The 17,712-nt window shown below is 37.1% G+C and carries 19 protein-coding genes and 1 tRNA gene; 9 read left to right on the forward strand and 11 right to left on the reverse strand.

The window, feature by feature from the left end; genetic code table 11:
- Positions 1-178: 178 nt before the first annotated feature.
- The 3 genes from AC0L6O_RS04845 to htpG all read right to left on the reverse strand — a co-directional run bounded on the left by AC0L6O_RS04845 (position 179) and on the right by htpG (position 3,668).
- The gene (locus AC0L6O_RS04845) at positions 179-1,297 is read right to left on the reverse strand and encodes a T9SS type A sorting domain-containing protein (RefSeq protein WP_473306737.1); all 1,119 of its coding nucleotides are present in this window, start codon (positions 1,295-1,297) and stop codon (positions 179-181) included.
- A gap of 233 nt (positions 1,298-1,530) precedes the next feature.
- Positions 1,531-1,827: a hypothetical protein gene (locus AC0L6O_RS04850; protein ID WP_473306739.1), complete on the reverse strand. Its 297-nt coding sequence runs from the start codon at positions 1,825-1,827 to the stop codon at positions 1,531-1,533.
- Between the two features lie 29 nt (positions 1,828-1,856).
- Positions 1,857-3,668, reverse strand: a complete 1,812-nt coding sequence (htpG, locus tag AC0L6O_RS04855) for a molecular chaperone HtpG (protein WP_473306740.1) — start codon at positions 3,666-3,668, stop codon at positions 1,857-1,859.
- Between the two features lie 193 nt (positions 3,669-3,861).
- Between htpG and AC0L6O_RS04860 the strand changes: the two genes are divergently transcribed.
- From AC0L6O_RS04860 to AC0L6O_RS04890, 7 genes are all read left to right on the forward strand, one after another.
- Complete coding sequence (locus AC0L6O_RS04860; RefSeq protein ID WP_473306741.1) at positions 3,862-5,064, forward strand: DUF4249 domain-containing protein; 1,203 nt, start codon at positions 3,862-3,864, stop codon at positions 5,062-5,064.
- 3 nt (positions 5,065-5,067) lie between these two features.
- Complete coding sequence (locus AC0L6O_RS04865) at positions 5,068-7,458, forward strand: TonB-dependent receptor (protein WP_473306742.1); 2,391 nt, start codon at positions 5,068-5,070, stop codon at positions 7,456-7,458.
- Between the two features lie 81 nt (positions 7,459-7,539).
- Positions 7,540-8,349 carry a serine O-acetyltransferase EpsC gene (gene epsC / locus AC0L6O_RS04870; RefSeq protein ID WP_473306743.1) on the forward strand — a complete coding sequence of 270 codons (810 nt, stop codon included), beginning with the start codon at positions 7,540-7,542 and terminating at the stop codon, positions 8,347-8,349.
- Position 8,350: 1 nt separating this feature from the next.
- The gene (cysM, locus tag AC0L6O_RS04875) at positions 8,351-9,241 is read left to right on the forward strand and encodes a cysteine synthase CysM (RefSeq protein WP_473306744.1); all 891 of its coding nucleotides are present in this window, start codon (positions 8,351-8,353) and stop codon (positions 9,239-9,241) included.
- 29 nt (positions 9,242-9,270) lie between these two features.
- Entirely contained in the window at positions 9,271-9,486 is a 216-nt protein-coding gene (locus AC0L6O_RS04880) for a hypothetical protein (protein WP_473306745.1), read from the forward strand.
- The gene (locus tag AC0L6O_RS04885) at positions 9,487-9,810 is read left to right on the forward strand and encodes a type II toxin-antitoxin system RelE/ParE family toxin (RefSeq protein WP_473306747.1); all 324 of its coding nucleotides are present in this window, start codon (positions 9,487-9,489) and stop codon (positions 9,808-9,810) included.
- 3 nt (positions 9,811-9,813) lie between these two features.
- Positions 9,814-10,797 (forward strand): alcohol dehydrogenase catalytic domain-containing protein, encoded by a 984-nt coding sequence (locus AC0L6O_RS04890; protein ID WP_473306748.1) that lies wholly within the window; start codon positions 9,814-9,816, stop codon positions 10,795-10,797.
- 71 nt (positions 10,798-10,868) lie between these two features.
- Here AC0L6O_RS04890 and AC0L6O_RS04895 read toward each other — a convergent pair whose 3' ends face one another.
- The gene (locus tag AC0L6O_RS04895) at positions 10,869-11,285 is read right to left on the reverse strand and encodes a DUF1761 domain-containing protein (RefSeq protein ID WP_473306750.1); all 417 of its coding nucleotides are present in this window, start codon (positions 11,283-11,285) and stop codon (positions 10,869-10,871) included.
- A gap of 103 nt (positions 11,286-11,388) precedes the next feature.
- Here AC0L6O_RS04895 and AC0L6O_RS04900 point away from each other — a divergent pair, with 103 nt between their 5' ends.
- Positions 11,389-11,784 (forward strand): hypothetical protein, encoded by a 396-nt coding sequence (locus tag AC0L6O_RS04900; protein ID WP_473306751.1) that lies wholly within the window; start codon positions 11,389-11,391, stop codon positions 11,782-11,784.
- A gap of 1 nt (position 11,785) precedes the next feature.
- Here AC0L6O_RS04900 and AC0L6O_RS04905 read toward each other — a convergent pair whose 3' ends face one another.
- A complete protein-coding gene (locus AC0L6O_RS04905) occupies positions 11,786-12,247 on the reverse strand; it encodes a YehS family protein (protein ID WP_473306752.1) in 462 nt (153 codons plus the stop codon).
- 3 nt (positions 12,248-12,250) lie between these two features.
- Positions 12,251-13,645, reverse strand: a complete 1,395-nt coding sequence (locus AC0L6O_RS04910; RefSeq protein WP_473306753.1) for an aminopeptidase P family protein — start codon at positions 13,643-13,645, stop codon at positions 12,251-12,253.
- A gap of 223 nt (positions 13,646-13,868) precedes the next feature.
- Between AC0L6O_RS04910 and AC0L6O_RS04915 the strand changes: the two genes are divergently transcribed.
- Positions 13,869-13,942 (forward strand) — tRNA-Arg (locus AC0L6O_RS04915).
- A gap of 379 nt (positions 13,943-14,321) precedes the next feature.
- On the opposite strand, the gene AC0L6O_RS04920 is transcribed toward AC0L6O_RS04915, so the two are convergent.
- From AC0L6O_RS04920 to AC0L6O_RS04940, 5 genes are all read right to left on the reverse strand, one after another.
- The gene (locus tag AC0L6O_RS04920; RefSeq protein WP_473306754.1) at positions 14,322-14,933 is read right to left on the reverse strand and encodes an Nmad2 family putative nucleotide modification protein; all 612 of its coding nucleotides are present in this window, start codon (positions 14,931-14,933) and stop codon (positions 14,322-14,324) included.
- Between the two features lie 11 nt (positions 14,934-14,944).
- On the reverse strand, positions 14,945-15,424 hold the full coding sequence (locus AC0L6O_RS04925) for a TIR domain-containing protein (protein WP_473306756.1): 480 nt from the start codon (positions 15,422-15,424) through the stop codon (positions 14,945-14,947).
- Positions 15,411-15,695, reverse strand: a complete 285-nt coding sequence (locus AC0L6O_RS04930) for a nucleotide modification associated domain-containing protein (RefSeq protein ID WP_473306757.1) — start codon at positions 15,693-15,695, stop codon at positions 15,411-15,413. Before AC0L6O_RS04930 ends, AC0L6O_RS04925 begins: the two co-directional genes overlap by 14 nt.
- Before the next feature lie 25 nt (positions 15,696-15,720).
- A complete protein-coding gene (locus tag AC0L6O_RS04935) occupies positions 15,721-16,722 on the reverse strand; it encodes a nucleotide kinase domain-containing protein (RefSeq protein WP_473306758.1) in 1,002 nt (333 codons plus the stop codon).
- 89 nt (positions 16,723-16,811) lie between these two features.
- Complete coding sequence (locus AC0L6O_RS04940) at positions 16,812-17,699, reverse strand: MazG nucleotide pyrophosphohydrolase domain-containing protein (RefSeq protein WP_473306759.1); 888 nt, start codon at positions 17,697-17,699, stop codon at positions 16,812-16,814.
- Between the last annotated feature and the right edge of the window lie 13 nt (positions 17,700-17,712).

The raw sequence follows: 17,712 nt of genomic DNA on the forward strand, positions 1-17,712 counted from the left end.
TGATAGCTTCAATTTATAAACCAGTATGAGGACTATAGGGTGGAAGCTGAGTTTTTGAAGGAGTAGATACTTTTGTATCGAGTTTCAAGGGATAAAAGCATATGTGTCACAAATTAACCTTGAGTAATTAAAGCAGTCTTTGATTGCGGGGTATCTTGGGAAAAGTCTTTTAGCCCGTCTATTTTTTAATAAATCTTTTTCTTGTTTGTCCGTTTGTTGAAATTAATAAATAGGTTCCAGAAGGATAATTGTCTAGTATTATGGGGTTCGACTTGCTTTTTCCTAAGAACTGTCCTGTCAAACTATAAATTCTAACGGTTTGCCCGTGCGTGAGTTCTGGAATATAAATTTGTGTTTCTGCAGGATTTGGGTAGGGGTTTAAATTGGTTTTTTCTTTTATTCCCAAAATTGGATTCTCATTCAAAGCACCTTCTTCGTTGAATGCGGAGATACCCAAAGGTCCAGATACCCATACTGTACCACTGTTATATTCGATGTCCCACAACCCTGGATTTTTATTATTTATCGTATAACTACTATCAATAGTCTGAGTCCAGTTTAAGCCATGATCATAGGTGTTTAGAACTTTAAACACATCAGTTGTACAGGCAACAAAATAAACCCCTGGTCTAATGATTTCCATATCGCCCACCAAGCAGCCAATTGAACCATCCCATAAATCAGTCCAGCTTTCACCTCCGTCATTAGATGATAGCAATCTACTAGACCCAGATGATATTAGAATTTCTTCTGGGTTTGATATTTTAATTTTATCTGCATCATTATCTAACTCAATACTTTTCCAAAAATTACCACCGTCAGTTGTAAGTGAAAGAAAGCCATTATTGAAGTCTTTACTATTAAGCAATATTCCACCAGTAGATTCGTCCAAAAAATGAAAAGAGGCTATGAGCTTATCATCATTTGTAAAAATAGGATCCCATGTTAGACCAGCATCCGATGTCTTTATGATTTCATCCTTTAATTCAACAAACCCTATTTTGGAAGATATAAATTGAAAATCTGGAGAATAATCATTGGAGAAAATACTAGTCCATGTTTGTCCAGAGTCGTTGGAGGATAAAATGTGATATGTTTTATTATAACTCTTAATTGTTACAAAGCCAGTTTTATCATCTAAGAATTGCATATTAATGATTGTCGCTGAATCAATCTTTATGAAATCTTCCCATGTTTCTCCTCTGTTATTTGTTTTTATTATTTCAAATGGGCCAAGCCAACTGTTATTTTTACCCACCAAAGCAAAAGCGGAATTTTGATTTATTGCCGAAGTCATTAATGTTACAAAATCACTTTTCTTTGTCCACTGGGCAAAAGAATGTTGAAATGAAATTAGAGGGAATAAAAGGATAAATAGTCGAATGAATTTTGTGTTCGTAAATTAAGTGTAGGGATGCTTATTTTAGTAAAAAAACAATAAAAAACCTCGCAGAACAAATCCACGAGGTCTAATAATAAAGCGTAACTCCCTAATATCGGCGACATAGTTGTATCAACTAGGTCAATATATTACTCTTTGTTTTTTTCTAAATCTCCAAAGAACTTAACGCAGCTAATCATTACAGAATCGTTATCTTCTGTGTTATCTAATAATTCATCTCGAAATTTCTCAATTTTCTCAATCTGTTCAGCACTATACTTTTCAGAATTAAAATCTAATTCTTTTACACAAAGTGCAAACAAAAGAGCTTTTGCCTTAAGGTGAAAGTCATTGTAAAAGCTGGCATAATAATGACCAGTTTGATGGGGCTTATTAAAAAGAAGTCCACTTATAATATCTTCAAAAACCATTGCTGAATTCCCCATATTTGTTGTTTTTTTTATCAAAAAAAATACTAAGCCATCTCCTCAAAAGTTCTATTTACAAAGTCCGTCAAGTTACCACCTGAAAGCATGCCTTGAGAAAGAAGAGCTAAATCATGCAGTTGTTTTGCGTAAGTCTGTCTTCTGTCTTCACCTTTCATCTTAAGCATCTTCGCTATAATTGGGCTGTTGCCGTTTACTACCAAATTATACATAGTAGGCATGTTGCCCATCATGCCAGCTTGGCCGTTTAGCTTGCTCATGTCCATGTATCTACGCATAAACTCAGGCTGTACTATGCTCACAGGAGCATCGTCAGCAGGAAGAGCCTCTATCTGAACCACGTTGTTTCCAGCTAATTCTTTGAAAAGACCTTCTACTTTTTCCTTTTCTTTTTCTCCAAGAACAGACTCCGTAGTTAAACCTTTGTCCACTAGTTTGTCTAAAGAATCTCCATCCACACGTTTGAAGCTTACTTTTTCAAGTTTCTGCTCCATGGTGTTTATGAAGTGAGGGTCAAGCACATCATCAAGAACTATAACATCAAACTCACGCTTCTTAGCTCCTTTAATGAATGCATCTTGCTTTTCTGCATCAGAAGTATAAAGAATAATAGTGTTTTCGTCTTTGTCTTTTTGAAGAGCCTCTACTTTCGTTTTGTATTCTTCTGGAGTGAAGTACTCATTCTCCGTGTTTTTGAACAATAAGAAGTTTTGAGCTCTGTCGTAGAATTTATCATCAGAGATAATTCCGTATTTCACAAAGAGCCCAATGCTATCCCATTTTTCTTCAAACGCCTTACGGTCATTATTGAAAAGTTCGCCAAGTTTATCAGCTACTTTTTTAGTGATATGGCTATTGATTTTCTTAACGTTTCCGTCAGCCTGAAGGTAACTTCTAGATACGTTTAAAGGAATATCTGGAGAGTCAATTACACCATGAAGTAACTGTAAGAATTCAGGAACAATGTCTTTCACATTATCCGTAATAAACACCTGACGGCTATATAACTGAATACCTTCTCTACTTAATTGGAAATCTTGCTTGATTTTCGGGAAGTAAAGTACACCAGTTAAATTGAACGGGTAATCTACATTTAAGTGAATCCAGAAAAGTGGGTCTTCGCCTGCAGGGTAAAGTTCTTTGTAAAAAGCTATGTAATCTTCATCTTTAAGGTCAGAAGGTGCTTTAATCCAAATAGGAGCAGGGTTATTGATAACCTCTTCTTTAAACTCAATTTCTACAGGTAAGAATTTGCCGTACTTATTAAGGATGGTCTCAATTCTAGCTTCTTCTAAAAACTCTTCAGAGTCTTCTGCTACATGAAGAATGATGTCTGTACCTCTTTCTGCTTTTTCAATGTCCGAGATTTCATATTCCGTAGTTCCATCGCATAACCATTTTACTGCAGGTGCGTCTTGGTAAGATTTTGTATGAATCTCTACCTCTTTAGCCACCATGTAGGCTGAGTAAAAACCAAGTCCAAATTGACCAATTATCGGGTTTTTATCATCTACATCTTTATATTTTTCTAAGAAGTCTTTAGCTCCAGAAAAAGCTATTTGGTTAATATACTTTTTCACTTCTTCAGCACTCATTCCTAAACCTCTGTCAGAAATGGTAATGGTTTTAGCTTCTTTGTCTACCGCTACTTTGATTTTTAAATCGCCCAACTCACCATCAAATTTGCCCATTGAAGCAAGTTTTTTGATTTTTTGAGTGGCGTCTACGGCATTTGAAACTAATTCTCTTAGGAAAATCTCATTGTCAGAGTATAAAAACTTCTTGATTATCGGGAAGATGTTTTCCGTATTAATGGAAATACTACCTTTTTCAGTTGACATGTTATCTTATATTTTTGTTTTGAACATTCTATTTTGAATTGCCTTTCGGCACAAAGGACTGAACAAAGGATATTCCAATTGACAAAAGGCTGACAGATTGACAGTTTTGACGTGGTCTTATAGTATTTTGGGTTAATTTAGTCTTGCTTTTCATTTATAAAATGGTGTCCGGCCTTTTGGAATACAAATTTTCATGCGAAATATAAAAATGCTTTTCTGTCTGATTTTCTTATGTCAGGCTTGTGTTGATACTTATTCGGTTAGTATAGAGGGGAGTAAGAAGTACTTGATAGTGGAAGGGACTATTACTAATGTCTCCGACCAAAAGCAGATAGTTAAGATATTTGAGACTGACGACCAAAGCGATTTCAATAGCACAGAGTTTTCTAAAACCATTTTCTCTGTCGACAATGAGGCGGTTCCTCTAGAAAACTTGTCAGTTAAAGTGTATGAAAACGACCAAACGGTTTATGATTTGATAGAGCGTAGTCCAGGTGTTTATGAAATGCCAAATGGCTTTTTTGCAAAAATTGGGAACACGTATCAATTGAAGTTTACTACGACTAGTGGCGATAGTTACGAATCGAGTATAGAAGAAATGCTTCCGGTGGCTGATGTGGCCAATTTTGAAGTGAAGTATAATGAAGAGGGTATTACAAAACCGAGGCTTTATAATCTCAAAATTCCAACACACGATTATTACTTAGATTTTAATGACCCTGCAGACGAGGTTAATTTTTACAGTTGGTCTTGGACAGATTATGAAATCCAAAACATTTGTCATAGCTGTCAGCAAGGTCGCTTTTTTTCTAAAGATGAGCTAGGCACGGCCACTGGCAAATGCGTTACCGACGATTTATTACATCCAAATAACATTTACGACTATTACTGTCAGGGCTTTTGTTGGGAGTTATTTGAAGGAGAAGATATTCAGATTTTTTCTGATGTATTTACCAATGGTCAAAACCAGAAAGGAAAGTTGGTGGCTCAGGTGCCTGCTTTTCAGTCAAACAGTTGTTTGGTAACAATTCAGCAAAAGTCATTGACCGCAGGAGCTTTTAGGTATTTAAAATTGATAGAAGACCAATCTATCAATTCAGGATCGCTGGCAGATACACCGCCAGCACCTATCCGAAGTAATGTGCTTAATGTAAACCAAAAAGAAGAATTGGTTTTAGGCTATTTTTCGGCATCAGCCGTCAAAGAAATTAGGCACATGCTAAACAGAGAGGGTATTTCCGGTTTAAAAAAAGACAACCTTTTCTCTATCCTAAATAACAGAGACCCTATTCCTGAATCAGATATAGATTTTCGTTTTCCTATTCCTTTGGCACCCTGCGTAGCATCTGAAACCAGAACACCTATAGCACCAAGAAACTGGCAGTTTGGCTTATAAATTATGAAGAAAGTAGTTTACATACTGTTGTTTATCATTGGTGGCATGAATGCTAATGCACAGCTTTTTTGTTCGGGTCAAGTTTTAGATTCTTTGACTAATATGCCGCTGGAAGGAGCTTCTGTTTTGCTTAATCATCAGGGTAAAAAGACTGGAGTGAAGTCTGACGCCGATGGCAAATTTTATATAGAATTACCTTACGCAGACAATGCTATTCAGATTAGATATACTGGATATATAGCCAAATGGATATATCTGAAGAAAGGTGTATCGCTGATAGATGGAAGCATTAAGATGGAGGAGGTTTCTAATACCTTAGAGCAGGTTATAGTTTCCACCAAAGGCTTTGACCAAAATGTTAGAAAGCCAGTTTTGGGAGCAAATAGCATCAATATGAAAACCTTGCAGAAAATTCCTGCGGCTTTTGGTGAGGTTGATTTATTTAGAAGTATTCAGATGCTGCCGGGCGTATCCAGCGTGGGTGAGGCATCAAATGGAGTAAATATTAGAGGAGGTACAACTGACCAAAACCTCATTTTGATTGATGATACCCCAGTATTCAATCCAACACACATGTTTGGTTTGTTTTCTGTGACACCGCCTGACGCTGTTCGAAACCTTGATTTATATAAAGGGAATGTACCTGCTAGGTATGGAGGAAGAGCGGCTTCTGTTTTAGATGTAGCCTTGCTTAATCCTGATTTGACCAAGTTTACAGCTAAGGGTGGCATAAGCCTTATTTCTGAAAAACTCATGTTAAATGTGCCCATAGTGAAAGACCGTGCTGGGATTTACATTGCCGGCCGAGGCTCTAATCATGATGTGATATTGCCAATCATTTCTGACGATTTAGAAAGTATCAAAACTAGGTTTGGAGAGTTGGTAGGGAAGGCATTTTGGCGAGTGAATGATAAAAATACATTTACTGCCATGGGCTATTATAGTTCAGATTATTTTGAAACAGACCTACTTGCAAATTTGCCAAACGTAGTAGGCACCACCACCTACTTTCAGCATAATACACTAAATGGAAGTGCCAAATGGTCGCATATTTTCAATGACAAACTAGACTTACAAGCAGCTGTAATAGTGGCGGATTATAAACCGAATATTGCGACGAAGGAAGCTGATACCAATAATGATGTCAAACTAGAATCTGGGATTTTGCAGAAGCAAATCAAAACAAACTTTTACTATCAAACTCAGAAACATAAAACAGAGGGCGGACTTATTTTTACAAATTACTCGCTAAATCCGGGAAGGTTAAATCCAGGAAACAGCACAAGTGTCAATGAAATTCAAACGCCTTTTGAACAAGGGAATGAGTATGCGGCATATATAGATGATGAATTTGCAATAAGTGATGATTTTGCAGTATCCATGGGGCTCCGATACAGTTACTTCTATAATTACGGAGCGGCCAGTGTACGTTCTTACAGAGCTGGTGAGCCACGGGATGACTTTTCAGTAGAAAGCGTTACCACTTACGGTAAAGGTGAAAAGATTCAAAACTATGGCGGATTGGAGCCGAGATTTGGCTTACGATACTCTATTAGCCCTAAAAGCTCGATTAAGTTTGGTTATAATTTGATGCGACAGTACCTCCAAATAGTATCAAACACCACCACACCTATCCCAACCTCTAGATGGAAAACCGCAGATACCAACATTAAACCTCAAGTTAGTAATCTCTTTACGGCTGGGTATTATCAGGCCTTTGAAGGCGATGTGTACGAGGCTACGATAGAGGGATATTATAGAACTACGCAAAACATTATGGATTATAAACCCGGTGCCGATTTTTTGCTGCAGCAATATCCAGAAACGCAATTGATTCAGGGACAAAGCAAAGCCTATGGTATGGAGCTGATGGTATCAAAGAAAAAAGGAGTTATGACTGGATGGGCAAATTACACCTATGCTAGAACGTTTAATAAAGTAAACGCCAGTGTCAATCAGTTAGAGCTAGTAAACGGCGGTGACTGGTATGCTGCCAATTATGATAAACCACATACCTTCAATACGTCTTTAGAATTTAATGTAGACGATCATAATTCTTTCACGTTTAACTTTGTGTATAGTACAGGTAGGCCATATACGCAGCCTGTTGGTTTTGTAAGTTATTTGAACAGCCTGTACCCTTTTTATGACCAGCGAAACAATGAAAGAATTCCAGATTATCATCGCCTTGATTTCTCATGGAATATTTATAACCCTTCTATGAAGAAAAGAAGATGGCAAGGCAGGTGGGCTTTTTCTGTCTATAACCTATATGCTCATAAAAATGTCTATTCGGTTTATTTTAAGACCCAAGACAGTCAAACAAAAGCTTATAAGCTTCAAATTTTAGGAGCCCCAATAGTTTCCTTGGTATATAATTTTACTTTTGAGTAGACGCTTTATGTTTAAAAGGGTCTTTTAAATTGAACGTGGCAGGCAAATTGTTCGTTAAAAGTGAAATGAAAATTTAAATAAATGGAAAAGCAGTTTTTGCAACATATCTACGAAAAGCATCAAAAGACTGAAGCTGTGCCACAAACCAAGAAAATAGGGGAGTGGGCTACTGAGGTTTTTCATCTTTTATTTCCAGAACAGGCTAAAGATTTTTTCCCTAGTGTAGACGAGATAGAGGGTGAAATCTGGAACTTGGGAAATGAGTTAAAAATCATGTTGAATGCGACAGATAAATGCAAAGATTGTGACAACGACGAAAGAGCAACGCTTTTCAAAGAGTCGCTTCCAGAGCTTTTTAGGCTATTAAGTGCCGACGTAAAGGCTATAATGGCTGGTGACCCTGCCGCTACTAGCGAGTTTGAAATCATTAGAGCATATCCGGGTTTTCATGCTATTTCATTTTATAGGTTGGCTCATTTGCTTTTAAAAATGGACATCCCATTAATTCCAAGAATATTGACAGAGTTTTCGCACTCTAAAACCGGAATTGACATACACCCAGGTGCACAGATAGGAGAAAACTTCTTCATTGACCATGGTTCGGGAATAGTAATTGGAGGAACGTCTGTCATTGGTGAAAACGTGAAAATTTATCAAGGTGTTACTTTGGGAGCACTGAGTGTAGATAAGGCTTTGGCAAATGTAAAAAGACACCCTACGGTAGAAGACGGAACGGTAATATATGCCAATGCCACCATTTTAGGAGGAGAAACGGTCATTGGTGCTAATAGCATTATTGGTGGTAACGTTTGGCTCACAAAAAGTGTCCCTGCGAACAGTATCGTGTACCACAAACCAGAAATTGAAGTTAAAGAAAGAGAATTAGCATAATATGGCTACCATAATAGATTTAGTAGGAAATACTCCTTTAGTAGAGCTGAAAAGGCTCAACCCACATTATAAAAACAGTGATAACCCTAAGGTTAAGATTTACGCCAAATTAGAAGGGGATAATCCTGGAGGTTCTGTAAAAGATAGAGCGGCTTTAAATATGATTCAGTCTGCCTTAGAAAGAGGAGATATCAAGCCGGGAGATAAGTTAATAGAAGCGACCAGTGGTAATACGGGTATAGCTTTAGCGATGATAGCTTGTCAATTTGACTTAGATATTGAGCTAGTAATGCCGAAGAACAGCACGGTGGAGCGTGCCAAAACGATGGAAGCCTACGGAGCAAAAGTAACGCTATTAGACGGTATAGAAACATGCCGAGATTATGCCGACGAAAAAGGCAAAGAGGATGGCTATTTTCAGTTTAACCAGTTTGCCAATGCTGATAATTATCTAGCACATTATAAAACTACAGGGCCTGAGATTTGGAGAGATTCAGATGGTAAGGTTACGCATTTTGTGAGTGCTATGGGTACCACAGGTACTATTATGGGTACTTCGATGTATTTAAAAGAGCAAAACGCTAATATTCAAATAGTAGGCTGTCAACCAACGGAGGGCTCTTCAATTCCAGGAATTAGACGCTGGCCAAAGGAGTATTTGCCAAAAATATTTGACGAGACTAGAGTAGATAGAGTTTTTGATATTTCTACAGAAATAGCTGCTAAAACGGCTAGAGACTTAGCAAAAGTAGAATCTATTTTTGCGGGAATGAGTAGTGGAGGTGCAGCCTCAGCGGCTATTGAGCTTGCTTCGGAGCTGGAACATGGTAATATTGTCTTCATCGTTTGCGATAGAGGAGACCGTTATTTGAGTAGTGATTTGTATAGCTGATTGACCGAAAATATTTGTTAGATTTGAATATGGATTTACAAACCTCAAAAATAGAACTGGTCAAAGAAATCTTGAATATTGAGAATCCATCTTTAATTCAAAGAGTTTTTGATTTGCTTAAGTCAGAAGAAAAGGATGCTTTCGCATTGACAGAAATTGAGGAAAAGGAGATTCAAATAGGGATAGAGCAATTAGATAAGGGTATGAGAGTACCTGCAAGAGAATTTCTACAGAAATTTTCTTAAATGAAATACAGGGTATATTTTTCTGTTTTTGCTTCTGAGAAGTTGGAAAGATTGATTCCTTTCATCGAACAGAATTGGGGCATTTCCGCTAAAAACAATTTCCTAAAAAAGTTTAACGCATCTCTTGATAAAATAGAGCGTTTTCCAGAGTCTTCCATAAAGCTTCCTAACTTTTCAGGGGTTTATAAATGCGTCGTAACGAGAAGAACCAGTTGCTTTTATAGAATTAAGGGAAGAGAAGTTGAGATTATCACTTTAACTGACAATTGTCAAAATCCTAAAATGATTCACGAAGAATTAATAGCACTTTTCAATAAACAATAAAACATGCAAGCACTACATTTAGTAGCACCGAACACCTTAGAATTGGTGGAATTAGAAACGCCAAAAGCCACTAAAAAGGGGCAGGTATTAATTAAAATGGCGTATTCGCCAATCAATCCAGCCGATTTAGCTTTTTTGACGGGTCAATATGGTATTCAAAAGCCATTTCCAGTGGTACCAGGTTTTGAAGGTAGTGGCGAGGTGATAGAATCCGGTGGAGGTTTTTACGCCAACTATCTTAAAGGGAAAAAAGTGGCCTGTGTGGCGTCAGAACAAGGTGATGGCACCTATGCAGAGTACATGCTTACCGACGCCACCAAATGTGTGGTTTTGGGCGATAGTGTGGCATTGGAGCAAGGAGCTATGTCTTTTGTGAACCCCTTAACGGCCATAGAGTTATCAGAAACGGCACTTAGAGGCGGTTATAAGGGAATTGTGATGTCGGCAGCTGCAAGTGCTTTAAGTGCGATGGTGCAATATCAGGCAGAGAAAAAAGGCCTGAGTTTTGCGGGTGTGGTTCGTAGGCAAGAGCAAGTTGATAAATTAAAAGCTCGTGGGGTAGATTATATTGCAAATTCGTCAGAAGAAGGTTGGCAAAAAGGACTTGCTGACTGGGCGAAACCACAGGGCAAGATGCTGTTTTTAGATGCGATTGGTGGAGGACTATTGCCAAGTCAAATTTTAGGAACGCTACCGATTATGTCAAAAATGGTGATTTACGGAAAGCTAGACTTGGAGAATGATAATATAATTGACGGAAGGGATTTTATTTTCAAAGAGTACGAAGTTTCTGGCTATTGGTTGAGCAAAACAGCTTCTAGAAAGAGCTTTTTCCAAACCATGAAAGATACCCGAAAAGTACAAGCCATGCTGAAAGATGGTTTTGAAACAGATATCAATGCGAAGTTTAATTTAAAAGACTTTGCAAAAGCAATAGGAACTTACACTACCGAAATGTCTTCAGGGAAGGTTTTGTTTGAGCTGTAGAAGCCTCATTAAAAGTAAATCCCCAAAACGGTTCCGTTTTGGGGATTTTTTTATGTCAATTTTGTTGGTTTCTACGCCCAAGCTCCAATTACTGCACCCATAATTATCAGCATAATTATCTGGTAGCCTGCATTGATAAGCCAAAGTTTAATGGATTTTCTTTCATAAAGCATGTTGATAGCCATGGAGGTAGCAAGAAACATGACACCTACATAAAGGCCATGCATTGCTCCAACTTGCCAGTTGATGTCGCCGTCTTCATGTCCTCTCAGCATAATGGCCATTCCAAGTCCCATGATTAACATCATGATAAAACTTCCACCAAAAATCTTGACCATATTGGCATTTTTAAGGTCATCTTCTGTCATTCCAAGTTCGGCTTGCCAAGCTTTTGAGAAAAGAATAGGGCTGTACCATAATGAGCCAAACATCCATCCGGCTAATGCTCCAACTAAGACAGCTAAAAAGTTAATGTTTGAAAAGTCCATATTTTGTAGTGTTTAGGGTTAAAAATGCTTCATATACTTATTTTACGGTATATAAAGTGCTGACGAATATACGTTTATTAAGAAGTAGTCAAAAGATAAAAACATGAAAGTATTCAGTCTAATACTCCTTTTGTTTCTCTTTTCATGTGGAAAAGAAGAATTAGGTAATCTTCAATTAGGAAATTGGGGAGCAGAGCATGCGAGCTTAGCAGTCCAAGAAGATTCATGGTATATAGAGTTTGACTGTGCTCACGCCACAGTACAAGAGCCTGTCGAATTTACCAATGGTAAGTTTGAAGCGGCTGCCGAGTACTTTAGAGAATCTGGCGTACAGTTTGACGACCCTGAATACTATAAAGCCAATCCTGCAAAAGTGTCAGGAGAGCTTTTAGGAAATGGTGTACTTGAACTGACTATGCTAGTTGGACCCGATTTAGAGAATTACGGAACCGATACTTTTATCTATGACAAAGAGGCTATGGTTTATAAATGTCCCTGACCTATTTGGGCTTGTATTTTAGTTGTAATCCGTGTAAGAAATTTCGTAAATATTGGTCGTTCATTTTACGGAATTGGCTCTGCTTCGGATTTCTCAAAAAAGCACTAAGCTCATGCTCGCTTAATTTGGTGTCCACTAATTGGAATACCTGAAGCATGTCTCCAGATTGAAAGCTAAGGGCAATTTTTAATTTCCTAAGAATATCATTATTGCTCAAATATCGCTCAGGTTTTGGTGCTGGGCCTTCTTTTTTGCCTCTGTTCTTTGTGATGAAACCATTTAAGAAAGTAGCTAAAAGGAGGTCGTCAATCGGCTGAAAGTCTTCATCTTCCTCTTTCTTTAACCATTCGCTCACCATGGCTCTACTGGCTCGGTAATCGGCCAGTTTGAACACTTCCATCATTTGGTCGTCAGATAAATCAAAAGTATATCGGAGCCTTCTTAAAATATCGTTGTTAGTCATGTCTTAATTTGCCATTGCGTTTTCTACCTCTTCTATCGTTTTCGGGATTTTGTCACCTAAAATCTGATGTCCATTTTCAGTGATTAGGATATCATCTTCTATTCTAATACCACCAAAGTCGTAGTAGTCTTTTAGTTTATCGTAATTGATATGCTCTGCGAACATTTTATCAGCCTTCCACTGCTCTATTAATTCTGGAATGAAGTAAAGACCTGGCTCTACTGTAATCACGAAACCAGCCTCAAGTTTTTTAGCTAAACGCAATGATTTTAAACCTAGTTGCGTACTTCTGGTCAAGCCTTCGCCATAACCTACAAGGGTTTCACCAAGGTCTTCCATGTCGTGAACGTCCATGCCTATTTGGTGGCCTAAACCGTGTGGCATGAATAAGCCACCCATTCCTTGTTCAGCTAGTTCGTCTGTGTTTCCAGAAACTAAGCCTAATTCTTTTAGGCGACGTAACATTAATTTATTCGCGTCAATGTGGAGGTCACGGTTCATTATGCCAGCCTTTAATGCGGCAATAGAGCTTTCCTCCATTTCCAGTACAATGTTGTAAATCTCTTTTTGCTTGTCAGAGAATTTACCAGAAACAGGAGCAGTTCTCGTGATATCACCCGAGTAGCACATCTCATTTTCAGCACCAGAGTCGTTAAGAACTAGTCTGTTGCCAGTCATGGTATTGTAGTGTCCATGATTATGTAGCGTTTGTCCGTTTATGGAGAGTATGGCAGGATATGCCAAGTAGCAGTTGTTTGCTTTAGCTGTTCTATAAATTTCAGAAACCACCTCATATTCTTTCTTGCCAGCAGCTATGGTACGCATGGCGTTGATGTGCATTTCTCTTGAAATATTCACAGCATGGGTCATCTCTGTTATTTCCTCAGCCGATTTATAAGAACGAAGGTTAATAACTGCATTAACTAATTTAGTAGAAACACTTGGTGTAATCTCATTAGCACCTAAGTTTAACCACTCCATTAACTGAAGTTTGTTGTCAAACCTATATGGTGGTAGAAAATGCACGTCTCTACCTTTAGATTTTGCAGCAGAAAGTATGCTAGCAATTTTAGAACTAGGTCTTACATCGCTAATTCCTACTTGGGCAGCTTTCGCTGCAATAGTTTCTTGCTGGCCAACCCATACAATGTCTTCAACAGAAAACTCATTACCAAAAATAATTTCTTCGCCAGACTCAGTATCAATGATAGCGTTTAATCCAAATTGGTTTAAACCAAAGAAGTAAAGAAAGCTGCTGTCTTGCCTAAACCTGAAATGATTGTCAGGATAATTTATAGGAGCTTCGTTATTACCCATAAGAAGGATAAGTCCAGAGTTTACATCAGATTTTAACTTTGCTCTTCTGTCAATGTACGTTTGGGCTGGGAAAAATTTCATTTCTTTCTTTTTGTTGATATGCAAATCTACTTATTAGTCTTAAAACAAAGATATTTTAGGAGGATTGCTTTCTTGATAATTGCATTTTGGGCTAATTTTTAGGTTTTCGGAGAGTTTTTGAAAAACTTTAATAATTTATTTGCTGTGAGTATTGCATAAAAATAATAAGTCACTTACTTTTGCACTCCGATTTGAAACAAACATGTTTGTTTTTAATCATGAGGGTCCCATAGCTCAGCTGGATAGAGCATCTGCCTTCTAAGCAGACGGTCGAACGTTCGAATCGTTCTGGGATCACTTAGTAAACAAGGCGTTAGGAGGTTTAACTTTCTAACGTCTTTTTGTTTTCAAACAATTTTCAAACAAAGACTTGATGAATAAGTAGTACTTTAAGAGCAAAGGTTTATCAAAAATTGTAATGAAATTACACTGTTTAATAGGTGAAATAGTTGTTTGCTTTGTAAGGACGGAATTTGTTCTTTCTCAAATTTTATTTGATTTCGGATTTGAGACTGATGGAATTATTTTTTTCAGAGGTTGGGACAGGTTATAAGTTGATGTAAATTGAGATGTAGTGTCCGTATGTATCTTATAGAGAGGGTTTTACAGGGTTTGTTGATGGATTTTGAGAGTTAATTGAAACTTATATTGAACTGAATGGTACTCTACCCATTGCTTATTCAAGATGTTCTTTCCAACTTACAGGGTCGCCATGTATACCTTTCGAGTAATTATTCTTTAGCCATACTACAAAGCTCTTAGCTATATCTGGAGGTATGGCAGAGCTCTTAAAGCTTCTTCCTTTGGAGCAAATTTCGTTAAACTCATCAGGAATTAAAGGAGATTCGTTACCGAAATAGTAAAACTCTTCGGATACCAAAACAAATTCACCACCTATATCACGCTTTAAATGGCCTTTGTTTGCTATGCCATTAGATAAAGAATGTGCAGAGTTTTCTTGAAACCAATCGCCAGAACCTTTGATTTGGTGATAAATATTGTCACCATACATCTGAACTAAACTACCGTTTACAATTGGTTTCTTTTTATTGAACCGTTTGTCTTCCCAGTATTCGTTAAAAGGGATTTTTTCTTCCAAACGCATAGCGAAAACGAGTTTATGGAGGTTTTTTAAAGCAACACTTCCTGTTCCAATCACCCAGTCTCCAATTTCAAGATTTTTATTGTTTCTCAACTGGGATTTACACACCGCTAAAGTGCAATAACCATGAAATGGATTAGGTGCAAGGCCGTAATCGTGTTCAATTTTGTAAGAAAAAAGATTCATACTTCTTATGTTTAACAACTTACTCTAGTAATATTATAAATGGGTTCTCGAGTATTACCCGATGGTGTTTCCGATGGAATATTTTCACCAGCAATGGCTTTTCCTAATTTATCCAAAGAATTCCATCCTATTACTGGGCCACCATATTTTTTGAATGGTTCCGGCAGTATAACTGAGTTTGCACAGCCGTACTTATAGACTCCAATAATCTGTTTGCCTTGAAGATGGGCTTGCCGTATTTCAAAGTTTACCCAAGGTCTGGTGTGTGTCTTTTCACCTATAAGGCAAATAAATGTTCCAGCCCAACTAATACCTTTTCTAAGGTGTCGTGAAACAACTTCATCACTTGGACGTGTAGGTCGATGCTTTGTGCTATCAACTGAACTATTTCTAATATTATAACCACCGTTTTTTAACCGCTGCTTTAAATTTTGTACGTGGCTATCATCTTTACCGTGGTGGCTTATAAATACATTGTTAGTTTTTGCCATAAATTTTATCTTCTGTTGTCTTATCGGCAAGTATATGAAGGCCTATAATTGCGTATCCAATCATATCTTTCAATGTATCTTCAACACTTTCAAAGTTTGGTTCCATCCGTCCTTTTTCTACGAGGTTGCGATACCTACTTACTTTGTCCCATAAATGAACCATGTTTCCATTAAGACCTAAATCAAAACTGGCTCCACCATAGTCCTGATTCTTCTTTAAAAGAATGGTTGAAATATCGTCAGTGATTTTTTTTATACTTTCCTCGTTCATAGTTGAAATATTTTTTAAGCGTTAATTAAAAGAGTGTTAAGCTTGTCATACTTGGTTTTATAGATGGAGTTGTTATTTTATTATTTAAATTCCATTTGGGAGGGAAAAAGAGTTCAATTGGCCTATTAGTTTCTTTATACTTTTGCTTAATCCTTTTATTACCAACTTGAAGCTCTGGAAGCTTGGCACGTAAGTATTTATCTGTTTCACAAAAACAATTCTGTAAATCTATTAGAGCCGGAGACCTTCCGAAAAGAGGCTCAAACTTAGTAAATCCAAACTTCTCCTGATATTCGACGAAATTATCTTGCGTAAATCTTATAGCATCTTCATAGCTGTACCCCTTATCTAACGGCCCAAAGCATTTTTTTATACCCCTAATTGCCCCAATACCAGCTTTAACAAAAGAGTTTTCACTAAAATTAATTGCGGAAGAATAATTAATGTCAATTGCATATTGATAAGCAAGGAAATCACCAATAAAAGAACAACCCCTCAATAATTCATAAACTTCCGATAAAGAATTTGAATCTAGTATTTTTTTTAGGACTGAATTTCCAACCATCTCTTTCTTAACCATATCGAGCCATTTTTCATGTTTGTAACGTAAATGATTATATAAAGAATGAGTGCCCGTCATCATATAAGCGTTATTAAATATTGGATGCTTACTCTTGCGTTTTAATAATACTTTGTTAATTTTTTGAACGTCAAAGTTATCAAGCGTGATCACCCCAACTTGATCTTCTAAATATTCCCAAGTTTCAGGCTTATTAAATATTTTGAAAACAATAATCCTCAGTAAGATGTCTTCTTGCGTAAAGCTAGTTTCCTGATAAATTACATTTTTTATTAAATACTGGCTTACTCTATCGGATGCTCTGTAAACATTGGTAAATTTATGTTTTTGGATTATATCATCGTCAGTCCATGGGAGTTGCTGATTGTATTTGTTCCAAAAAATATTCATTCTTTCTTGGACGAAATAAAAATAGTAATAAAATATTTCTTCTTTAGGCTTTATCATTTTTGTAATTGCAAACTTTGACTGTTAAGCAAGTAAGTTGGTTTAATTCTATTGACTAAATCTGAGGATGCTTCTTTAATTTATTGAGCCTATTTACCTAAATAAGTCAATTGCTTGTTGCCCGGAGAGACTAGAACGCGACCACCATTATTTTCAACAATTTGATGAAAGACCTTATAAGACTGGATAATGGTTTGTTCCCATTGAAACGAACTTACTGTTGCAACTTCTAAATCCATTACAAGTTGTTTTATGAAATTCAATAATTCAGTATCAATTTTATCACTCTCTTTTAGCATCTTGTTGCTTTTGGCGTAATTATATATAATCAAGGTCACAGCTTCTTCTGCGACCTGGGGTCTCCCTCTGTCTTCGGTATCTAGAGTAATGGCATCGCTTTTTCGTTTTAATTTCATAAGGTCTCTTAATACGGGTGACCAGCCAAGGTAAGCCACATATCCCAAATGAAAAACATCATGATAGCGATAGTCGTTTTTTATTTTTGAATTATCTGTTAGTGGACTTCCTAAGTCAGTATTTTGACCTGAGTTCGATTCTTCCCAAACCATCTTAACGGATGGGAAGTGTTCTCCAGGCTCTTCAATAAAGTTGACAATAAAATTATCTGGAAATTGTTCTGCATAATTTATGTCGAACCTTGGGATCTGGGCCAGAGCAATCTCCTCGTAACGATCAAGCACCTTTGTTAGATTAAACTTAGCAACTTCTTCAAGAGTAAAACCATAGTGGGAAGAAATAGCAGAGACATACCACAAGACATCTCCTAGTTCTTCTTTAAGTTTCTCTTTAAAGCTTCCAAAACCGTCCCCGTCCCTAATTAATTTTTTTACAGTAGTCAAAACAGACCCCGCTTCCCCTGCCAAACCAAGGTATCCAAGAAAGAAATTTTCTTGATCAGGAGAATTATATTTTTGAACAGTACTTTTGGCTTTTTCTTGATATTCGTTTAAATCCATACTATTTAGAAAC

This window comes from Arcticibacterium sp. GJ41-1 (assembly GCF_055808875.1).

Bases quoted from the DNA above. Each gene is read 5' to 3' on its own strand.
- AC0L6O_RS04930 (WP_473306757.1), bottom strand. From the start codon at position 15,695: ATGAACGAGGAAAGTATAAAAAAAATCACTGACGATATTTCAACCATT.
- AC0L6O_RS04895 (WP_473306750.1), bottom strand. From the start codon at position 11,285: ATGGACTTTTCAAACATTAACTTTTTAGCTGTCTTAGTTGGAGCATTA.
- AC0L6O_RS04935 (WP_473306758.1), bottom strand. From the start codon at position 16,722: ATGATAAAGCCTAAAGAAGAAATATTTTATTACTATTTTTATTTCGTC.
- AC0L6O_RS04880 (WP_473306745.1), top strand. From the start codon at position 9,271: ATGGATTTACAAACCTCAAAAATAGAACTGGTCAAAGAAATCTTGAAT.
- AC0L6O_RS04885 (WP_473306747.1), top strand. From the start codon at position 9,487: ATGAAATACAGGGTATATTTTTCTGTTTTTGCTTCTGAGAAGTTGGAA.
- AC0L6O_RS04850 (WP_473306739.1), bottom strand. From the start codon at position 1,827: ATGGGGAATTCAGCAATGGTTTTTGAAGATATTATAAGTGGACTTCTT.
- AC0L6O_RS04860 (WP_473306741.1), top strand. From the start codon at position 3,862: ATGCGAAATATAAAAATGCTTTTCTGTCTGATTTTCTTATGTCAGGCT.
- AC0L6O_RS04925 (WP_473306756.1), bottom strand. From the start codon at position 15,424: ATGGCAAAAACTAACAATGTATTTATAAGCCACCACGGTAAAGATGAT.
- AC0L6O_RS04940 (WP_473306759.1), bottom strand. From the start codon at position 17,699: ATGGATTTAAACGAATATCAAGAAAAAGCCAAAAGTACTGTTCAAAAA.
- AC0L6O_RS04865 (WP_473306742.1), top strand. From the start codon at position 5,068: ATGAAGAAAGTAGTTTACATACTGTTGTTTATCATTGGTGGCATGAAT.
- AC0L6O_RS04920 (WP_473306754.1), bottom strand. From the start codon at position 14,933: ATGAATCTTTTTTCTTACAAAATTGAACACGATTACGGCCTTGCACCT.
- AC0L6O_RS04905 (WP_473306752.1), bottom strand. From the start codon at position 12,247: ATGACTAACAACGATATTTTAAGAAGGCTCCGATATACTTTTGATTTA.
- AC0L6O_RS04890 (WP_473306748.1), top strand. From the start codon at position 9,814: ATGCAAGCACTACATTTAGTAGCACCGAACACCTTAGAATTGGTGGAA.
- AC0L6O_RS04900 (WP_473306751.1), top strand. From the start codon at position 11,389: ATGAAAGTATTCAGTCTAATACTCCTTTTGTTTCTCTTTTCATGTGGA.
- AC0L6O_RS04845 (WP_473306737.1), bottom strand. From the start codon at position 1,297: ATGACTTCGGCAATAAATCAAAATTCCGCTTTTGCTTTGGTGGGTAAA.
- epsC (WP_473306743.1), top strand. From the start codon at position 7,540: ATGGAAAAGCAGTTTTTGCAACATATCTACGAAAAGCATCAAAAGACT.
- AC0L6O_RS04910 (WP_473306753.1), bottom strand. From the start codon at position 13,645: ATGAAATTTTTCCCAGCCCAAACGTACATTGACAGAAGAGCAAAGTTA.
- htpG (WP_473306740.1), bottom strand. From the start codon at position 3,668: ATGTCAACTGAAAAAGGTAGTATTTCCATTAATACGGAAAACATCTTC.
- cysM (WP_473306744.1), top strand. From the start codon at position 8,351: ATGGCTACCATAATAGATTTAGTAGGAAATACTCCTTTAGTAGAGCTG.